This is a genomic window from Frankia sp. CgJB1 (assembly GCF_977947065.1).
In genome coordinates, this window is the sequence record NZ_CDWTNB010000201.1 from 1 (window position 1) to 6,838 (window position 6,838).

The 6,838-nt window shown below is 68.2% G+C and carries 7 protein-coding genes and 1 other RNA gene; 5 read left to right on the forward strand and 3 right to left on the reverse strand.

The features are described from left to right. Positions 1 to 1,224 (reverse strand): HNH endonuclease signature motif containing protein (locus AC08OT_RS17785; protein ID WP_476603067.1); only part of this gene is annotated, 1,224 nt, incomplete at its 3' end. A gap of 604 nt (positions 1,225 to 1,828) precedes the next feature. Between AC08OT_RS17785 and smpB the strand changes: the two genes are divergently transcribed. Genes smpB through AC08OT_RS17805 form a run of 4 tightly spaced genes read left to right on the forward strand, consistent with a single transcriptional unit; the run spans position 1,829 to position 4,832 of the window. Further along, positions 1,829 to 2,308: an SsrA-binding protein SmpB gene (gene smpB, locus AC08OT_RS17790; protein ID WP_011435254.1), complete on the forward strand. Its 480-nt coding sequence runs from the start codon at positions 1,829 to 1,831 to the stop codon at positions 2,306 to 2,308. A 60-nt stretch (positions 2,309 to 2,368) separates the two neighbouring features. Continuing rightward, on the forward strand, positions 2,369 to 2,494 hold the full coding sequence (locus AC08OT_RS17795; protein ID WP_476594239.1) for a hypothetical protein: 126 nt from the start codon (positions 2,369 to 2,371) through the stop codon (positions 2,492 to 2,494). Positions 2,495 to 2,503: 9 nt separating this feature from the next. Beyond that, positions 2,504 to 3,874, forward strand: a complete 1,371-nt coding sequence (locus tag AC08OT_RS17800; RefSeq protein WP_476594240.1) for a THUMP-like domain-containing protein — start codon at positions 2,504 to 2,506, stop codon at positions 3,872 to 3,874. 49 nt (positions 3,875 to 3,923) lie between these two features. Then, a complete protein-coding gene (locus AC08OT_RS17805; protein ID WP_476594241.1) occupies positions 3,924 to 4,832 on the forward strand; it encodes an NAD(P)-dependent oxidoreductase in 909 nt (302 codons plus the stop codon). Here AC08OT_RS17805 and AC08OT_RS17810 read toward each other — a convergent pair whose 3' ends face one another. Together AC08OT_RS17810 and AC08OT_RS17815 are read right to left on the reverse strand one after the other, a co-directional pair. Then, positions 4,833 to 5,543, reverse strand: coding sequence for a YoaK family protein (locus AC08OT_RS17810; protein ID WP_476594242.1), 711 nt, complete (start codon positions 5,541 to 5,543; stop codon positions 4,833 to 4,835). It lies immediately after the preceding gene. A gap of 105 nt (positions 5,544 to 5,648) precedes the next feature. Then, positions 5,649 to 6,122, reverse strand: a complete 474-nt coding sequence (locus AC08OT_RS17815) for a VOC family protein (protein ID WP_476594243.1) — start codon at positions 6,120 to 6,122, stop codon at positions 5,649 to 5,651. 298 nt (positions 6,123 to 6,420) lie between these two features. On the opposite strand from AC08OT_RS17815, the gene ssrA reads away from it, so the two are divergent. Further along, positions 6,421 to 6,794, forward strand: a transfer-messenger RNA (tmRNA) gene (gene ssrA, locus AC08OT_RS17820). Positions 6,795 to 6,838: the final 44 nt, after the last annotated feature.

Genomic DNA, 6,838 nt, shown 5'->3' on the forward strand with positions numbered 1-6,838 from the left:
GAGGCTCGTCCAGATGAAATGTCCAGGCCTGGGCTGGCACACGGACCATCCCTTCTGCGTGGATTGATCGGGAGATGATGTATCCGGCCGCCCCGGTCTTCTCGTAGCACCTTCCTCGGCGCCACGCCTGGGCCGCTTTTCATCCGCGTGTTTCAGCCGGTGATGCCTCCGGCATTTTGGCCCGAGATTCCGCTCGCTCGTCTGGCCACCTCGACGATGCGACCTAGTATGATCAAGATCGCAGTGAATGGAAGGCTTCTCGCATCCCGGAAAGACACATGTAGGGTTTCGAGTTCGAACATGACGAGCCAGGGCGGCTGAGGGAAATCGACGCCGGCTGACCTCCAGGACTCGTCCTTCCGGCGGATCCATCAGTATGCGCCGCCATGTGCACCGGGGGTTCTCGGCCATCTCGCGAACGAGGCCGGCCGGTATCGGGCCATAACCGGGAAGTTCCGCCGGCTGTTCCGACATACCCAGCAGACAGGAAGCCGACACGACCACCTGCATCTCGATACTGACACGGTCACAATCCTGCCCCATCAGCAGGTCGTAGAAAACGTCGGCCCGACGCTGGTCGAGCCCGCGACCGTCCTGCGCACCGCCTGCTCTCCTCGCCAGAAGGTCCACCCGTCGAAACGCCGCGAGCATGCGGTCCGCCGGAAGCGATGCCGAGATGCGGCCCATACCATCCGGCTCGGCCCGCACCGTCACCCGACGCGCCTTCGCCGCCCTGCGGCGACGCTGCTCCGCGCCCTGAGGGTCTACCACCACCACACGCCGTCGCACGGCGGCCGCGAACGCTGCGTGGCTTGGCCGCCCACCCCGGCGCAGAACCGTCTCCGCCACGTCCGCGGCTTGGCTGTCCGACAGGTTGGCCGTCAGTCGTTCCAGCACGGCCAGCCGCTGGGAATCCAGCTCACCATGTTCAAGAGCAGTCAGCGCGGCCGGCATGCGGCGGACGACGCCGACCGCGAAACCCAACTGCTTGTTTCCCGACGCTGATGATATTCTCAGCTCGGCAGCCAGTTCGTCTCCCGCGAACTCGTGAAATCCCCTGGCAGCCCCGCTCTCATCCTCTTCCGTGGGCGGCCGTAGCTGCGCGAACCTCGCTCTCACGAGCAGCCGTGCCGCCTCCCAGCGTGCGATCTCCCGACCGATAGCCACATCCGCTCGGAGACATCCGTCCGCGTCGAATTCAGCTACACGACGACCATAAACCATCGATGAGTCCAGGCGACGGGAAAGAGAACCACTGTCGTCGACCCCGGTGTCGCGGGGGCCCAGGGCCTCTGCTTCCTCGCGCGGGCTGGACTCGTCCGAACTGGGCTTACCCGGACTGGACTGTGAGCCGGGCCGAAGCGATGAACTGGGTCTGGTCATTGGATGCATCATGCCGCCTGTCATGGGCACTTGGAGGGAACGGTTGGATCTGCTGGCAGGAACCGCCGCCGATTCGCCCGAACACTCCAATCATCGAACATGTGTTCGAGTATAGTGCTCGCTGGCGCCGTTCATCAAGTCCAGCGTCTCATCAAGTCCAGCGTCTCGACGGCCGGGCAAGCTCGACAGCCGAGCAAGGAGGTGGAAGGTGTTGAACGCCCAAGTCGCCGCCGTGGCGGCTCCTCCGCGGGGCGCGCTGACGGCGCTCGTCGCCCTACGGAGCGCTCGGCGATGTCACCCGGGCCACGCCGGCGACCGACGATGGCGCTCACATGATCGATACCATGAGTGTCCTCGCGGTGGAGCCGGGCGTGTCACCGACGCGGGAGGCAGGACGTAGGTTCGGAGAAGATTTCGCGAACGGTGTGGGAAGAGGGACAGGACAGTGCCGAGGGAGACGGGGCGCAGACTGATCGCGCAGAACAAGCGCGCCCGGCATGACTACGACATCCTCGACACCTACGAGGCTGGGCTGGTGCTCCGTGGCACCGAGGTGAAGGCGCTGCGGGCCGGGCGGGCCTCGCTCGTCGACGGGTTCGCCCAGATCAGCGATGGTGAGATCTGGCTGCACAACGTGCACATCCCCGAGTACACCGAGGGGACCTGGACGAACCACGCCCCCCGCCGCAAGCGCAAGATGCTGCTGCATCGGGCGGAGATCGAAAAACTGGTCGGTAAGACCCAGGAGGGTGGGCTCACGCTGGTCCCGCTCTCGCTCTACTGGAAGGACGGGCGGGCGAAGATCGAGATTGCGCTGGCGCGTGGCCGCAAGTCGTACGACAAACGGCACGCGATCGCGGAGCGGGACGCGGCCCGGGAGATCGGCCGGGCGATGGGCCGCCGAGCCAAGGGGCGCTACCTTTGATAGCCAGCCGTCCATGACACCGTCCGTGGGGCCGCCGATGTTCCTGTCGACGTTCCTGTCATGGTTCCCGTCGTCGTTATTTCGTCGTCGTGCCGCGGATTCGCCGGTTCCGGCACCATCCGAGTCGCCGTGACCGCCTCCGACGGCGACCGGCTGGCGCAGCTCGAGGCCCTGCTGAGCGCATAGGGTGAGGCGGTGCTGGCGGCGGCGGTCGCGGCATTTGCCGAGGATGAGCGTGCTGGTGGAGGCGCGGCCCGGGAACTGGCTGTCGGTGCCCGCCTGCGCGCCGAGGGCGTGTCCCCCGCGCTCCTCGCCTCCGCGTTCACTCAGGCGGAGCTGAGGCGGCGCGCGATGGTCAAGTTTGCCCGGGCCGATCGGATGTTCTTCACCCGAGCCGGGTTGGAACAGGCGTCCTCGCAGGCGGCGGCCGAGCATCGGGCCGCGCGGTTCACCGGCCTAGGCCGGCTCGCCGACCTGTGCACGGGGATCGGCAGGGACGCGCTGGCCCTCGCCCGGGGCCGGGAGATCATGATCGTCGACCGGGATCCGGTTCATCTGCGGATGGCCGCGCTCAACGTCGCCGTCCACGCGGCCGAGGGCACGATCGCGCCGCCTTCGGCCCTTCCGTCCACGACCGTTCCGCTCACGGGATCGGCCGTGCCGACGGGATGCCTCGAGACGCGCCTGTCCGACGTGCGGGAGGTGGACCTCTCCGGATGCGACGCCGTGTTCGTCGATCCGGCCCGGCGTGCCGGCGACCGTCGGTTGGCGTCGCGGGCGAGCGAGCCGCCGCTGGCCTGGTGCTTCGGGCTTGCCGACAAGGTTGCGGCTATCGCGGTGAAGGCCGCGCCAGGGCTGGCGACGGAACTGGTTCCCCCCGGCTGGGAGATCGAGTTCGTGGCCGACGGACGGGATCTCAAGGAGGCCGTGCTGTTCTCACCGGCCCTCGCGACCGCCTCGCGTCGCGCCACTGTGCTGCCCGGGCCGGGCAGCACGGCCTCCCTGCGGGCCGGGGAAGCGCCGGCGAGCCTCACCGGGACCCCGGATCCAGTCCTCCCGGCGGATACGGGACCGGTGGGACCGGCGGGACCGGCGGGTCGGGTCGGCGAGGTCGCCGATCGGGTAGCGGCTCCGGGTCGGTTCCTCCACGATCCGAGCCCGGCGGTCACTCGGGCGGGCCTGGTCGGCGAGCTCGGGCGGCGCCTTGGAGCCTGGCAGATTGATCCAATGATCGCCTTCCTGACCTCCGACGAGGCAGTGACGACCCCCTTCTCCCGCCTGCTGCGCATCGAGGCCGAGCTGCCCTTCGACGTGCGCCGGATCGCGGACCTGTTGCGGTCTCGTGAGATCGGTTCGCTGGACGTCCGGCGACGCGGCCTCGCCGGCGACGTCGAGGAGATCCGCCGCCGGTTGCTACCCCGCCGTCGTGATCTGATTCCCGGTGGACCGGCTGTCACCGTGGTGATGACGAGGCTGCGTGGAGCTCCCTGGGCCTTCGTCTGCACCCCGGCATCGGATGTCGGGGCATCGGATGCCGGGGCGGTGGCGACCGACCGATCCTCATGACCGACCAATCCCGGTGGACGCCATCGGGGGCGAAACAGGAGTGACGTTCATGCGTGTTGCCTTCGTCGGACTGGGCACGATGGGATTTCCCATGGCCGGTCACCTGGTTCGGGCCGGGTTCTCCACCACCGTGTTCAACCGCACGGCCGCGACCGCGGCACGCTGGGTCGAGGAACATTCCGGCCGGATCGCGCCGTCGCCCGCAGCCGCGGCGACTGAGGTCGACGTCGTCTGCCTCTGCGTCGGTGCCGATGACGACGTCCGCGAGGTCGTCCTCGGTACCGACGGGATGCTGGGAGCGCTTCGGCCCGGTGCGATCATCGTCGATCACACGACGACCTCCGCGGAACTCGCGGAGGAGATCGCGGCGCGCACCGCCGAGGTCGGCGTCGGTTTCGTCGACGCCCCGGTCTCCGGCGGGGAGGCAGGTGCCGTGGCCGGCCGGCTGAGCATCATGTGCGGTGGGGATCCTGAGACGATCGAGCGGGCCAGGCCGGTGCTCGCCGCCTACGGCGCGACTATCACGAGGGCCGGGCCGGTCGGTAGCGGACAACTCACCAAGATGGTCAATCAGATTCTGGTGGCGGGAGCCGTCGAAGGGGCGGCCGAGGCCATCAACTTCGCTATTGCCGCCGGTCTGGACACCGATCTGGTGCTTTCCGCCGTGGCCGGCGGCGCCGCCAACTCGTGGTACCTGGCGAATCGTGGTCAGACCATGGTGCGCGACGAGTTCGATTTCGGGTTTGCGGTCGACTGGATGCGCAAGGATCTGCGGATCTGCCTTGCCGAGGCGGGCCGGCGTGGTATCCCGCTGCCGATGATCGAGCTGGCCGAGCGGGATCTCGCCGCTGCCCAGGCGGACGGCGAGGGTGGTCTCGACACGACGGTCGTCATCCGGCAGCGGCGCCGTGCGACCAGGCCGGGTGGCGCGGGTGGCGAAGCCTCCCCGGCTTCCTGATCATGGCGCCGCAACGGTGCCGGTCACTGTGGCGATCAGGCAGCCGGTGACGGTACCGGTCGCCACGACGAGCGGGACGATCCGGCCGAGATGGAGCAGGCACAGGCCCCCGATCAGGGCTCCGGCGAACATGGCGACGGGGCCGGCGAACCGCCGCGCCCCACCGCGGCCCATTCCCCCACCGAGCCGGGAGTCGATGATGATCCCGGTCAAGGTGCTGGTCAGCACGTTCGTCGGGATGTCCGGAACGGCCATCCGCCGAGCCGTCGCGTGCTGCAGGCCCATCGCGAGGGCCAGCGGGAGGATGACGGTATAGGGCCGGGCCTCGGGGATCTCAGGGATCTCGGGTTCTGTGCCGAGTCCCTGGGTGACCATCGCGGCGATCAGCGCGCCGGCCATCAGCCCGGTCTGCGCGGCCATCGCGATGATCAGCCACGAGAAGCGACGACCGCCGATTATGGTCACCGTGCCGATCCGTCCGGTGATGACGGCTCCGGCCAGGAACCCGGCCAGGGCCAGCGCCGACAGGTCGGCGGACAGGCCCGGGGCCCCGGCCAGCGCAAAGGCCAGCAGGACGACGTTTCCGGTCATGTTGGCCACGAATACCCGGCCGAGTCCGAGAAAACTGACCGCGTCGACGAGACCGGTGAGGATCGCCAACGCCACCAGCAGCGCCGGCAGCCGTCGACGCTGGTCGGGGGACGGCCGCATGGGCACAGTTTCACCGAGTGACGGCCGGTGCGGCGGGAGGCGGGAACTCCCGGCGCCTCTGATCTCGGCGCCTCTGATCTGATCAGATCAGATCTTCTGATCAGATCAGAGCCGCAACGGACGGACCGGAGCCGCGGCGAGCGCGGGAGTGCTCCGCCAGTCGACCCCGGGAACGTCGATGTAGAGCTCGATCTCGTTGCCATCTGGGTCGAGGATGTACAAGCTGTGGGTGACCGTGTGATCCGACGCGCCGACGATGGTCACATCCGCGTCGTGCAGACGGGCGAGCACCGCGCGCAGTTCGTCATCGCTGTCGCCAACCTTCAGTCCGAAGTGGTACAATCCCACCCGCCGGCCCTGGGGTATGGCCGCCGCGTCCTCGCCGACCTCGATGAGGAGCAGCTCGTGGTGGGTGCGTCCGGAGGAGAACGCGGCGGCGGGGGCCCGCAGTGGGTTGCCGTCCGCGCCCGTCGGGTCGGGAAAGATCTGCCGCCAGCCGAGTACGTCCCGGTAGAAGGCGCTGGAACGCCCGATGTCCCGGACGTAGAGGACGAGATGTCCCAGTTCCTTGATCTCCACGGTGATCTCCCGAGGCGCTGGTCGTCTGGTAGCCGTTATCCATACAACAACTCCGTACAACGGCGTTGCCCGCGACGGCATGCCCACGGGGCCCGGCCGCCGTGACGCGCGCCCGCCACGGCCCGCCGCATCGGAAACCCGTTGGTACGCGGGGTGCCCGACGTGGGAACATGGAGCTGGCGTCCGAGCGTTGGATGCAGTGACGCGCGCGATGGGCCGGGTTGACAGGAGCGTCTGTCGGCTGGTGCTGGCGCCCACGTCGTGCGGTATGCTAAAATGCCGTAACTGATCCGAACTTGGGGGTGACCGGCTTCGACTCCGGACGTCGAGGCAGGGGAAGCGGGCCGAGGATGAGCGGTTATCTCGTTAACGATCCGTTCAGAACAACAGCTGCCAACAAGACGCAGCCCACTACCCCCATTTACGCGCTCGCCGCTTAAGAGGGACTAGGTAGTCGTCAGTCTGGGAGAGCCTCCGGCCCAGAATCTGACGTCGCTAGGAGGATTACCGGCTGACCCGGTCGCGGGGTCGGTCGGGACATCAAACAGCGACTGAGCCTATGTCGGCTTGCCTGCGTGTCCGACGGGGCTGAGAAACAAGTAGCAGGATGCGCCCGGAGAAGCCCTGTGTCGGGGCCGGAGGACGCGGGTTCGATTCCCGCCACCTCCACTCGTTTGGCGGGGGTCTGTCCTTTATGGGCAGGCCCCTGACCAGTC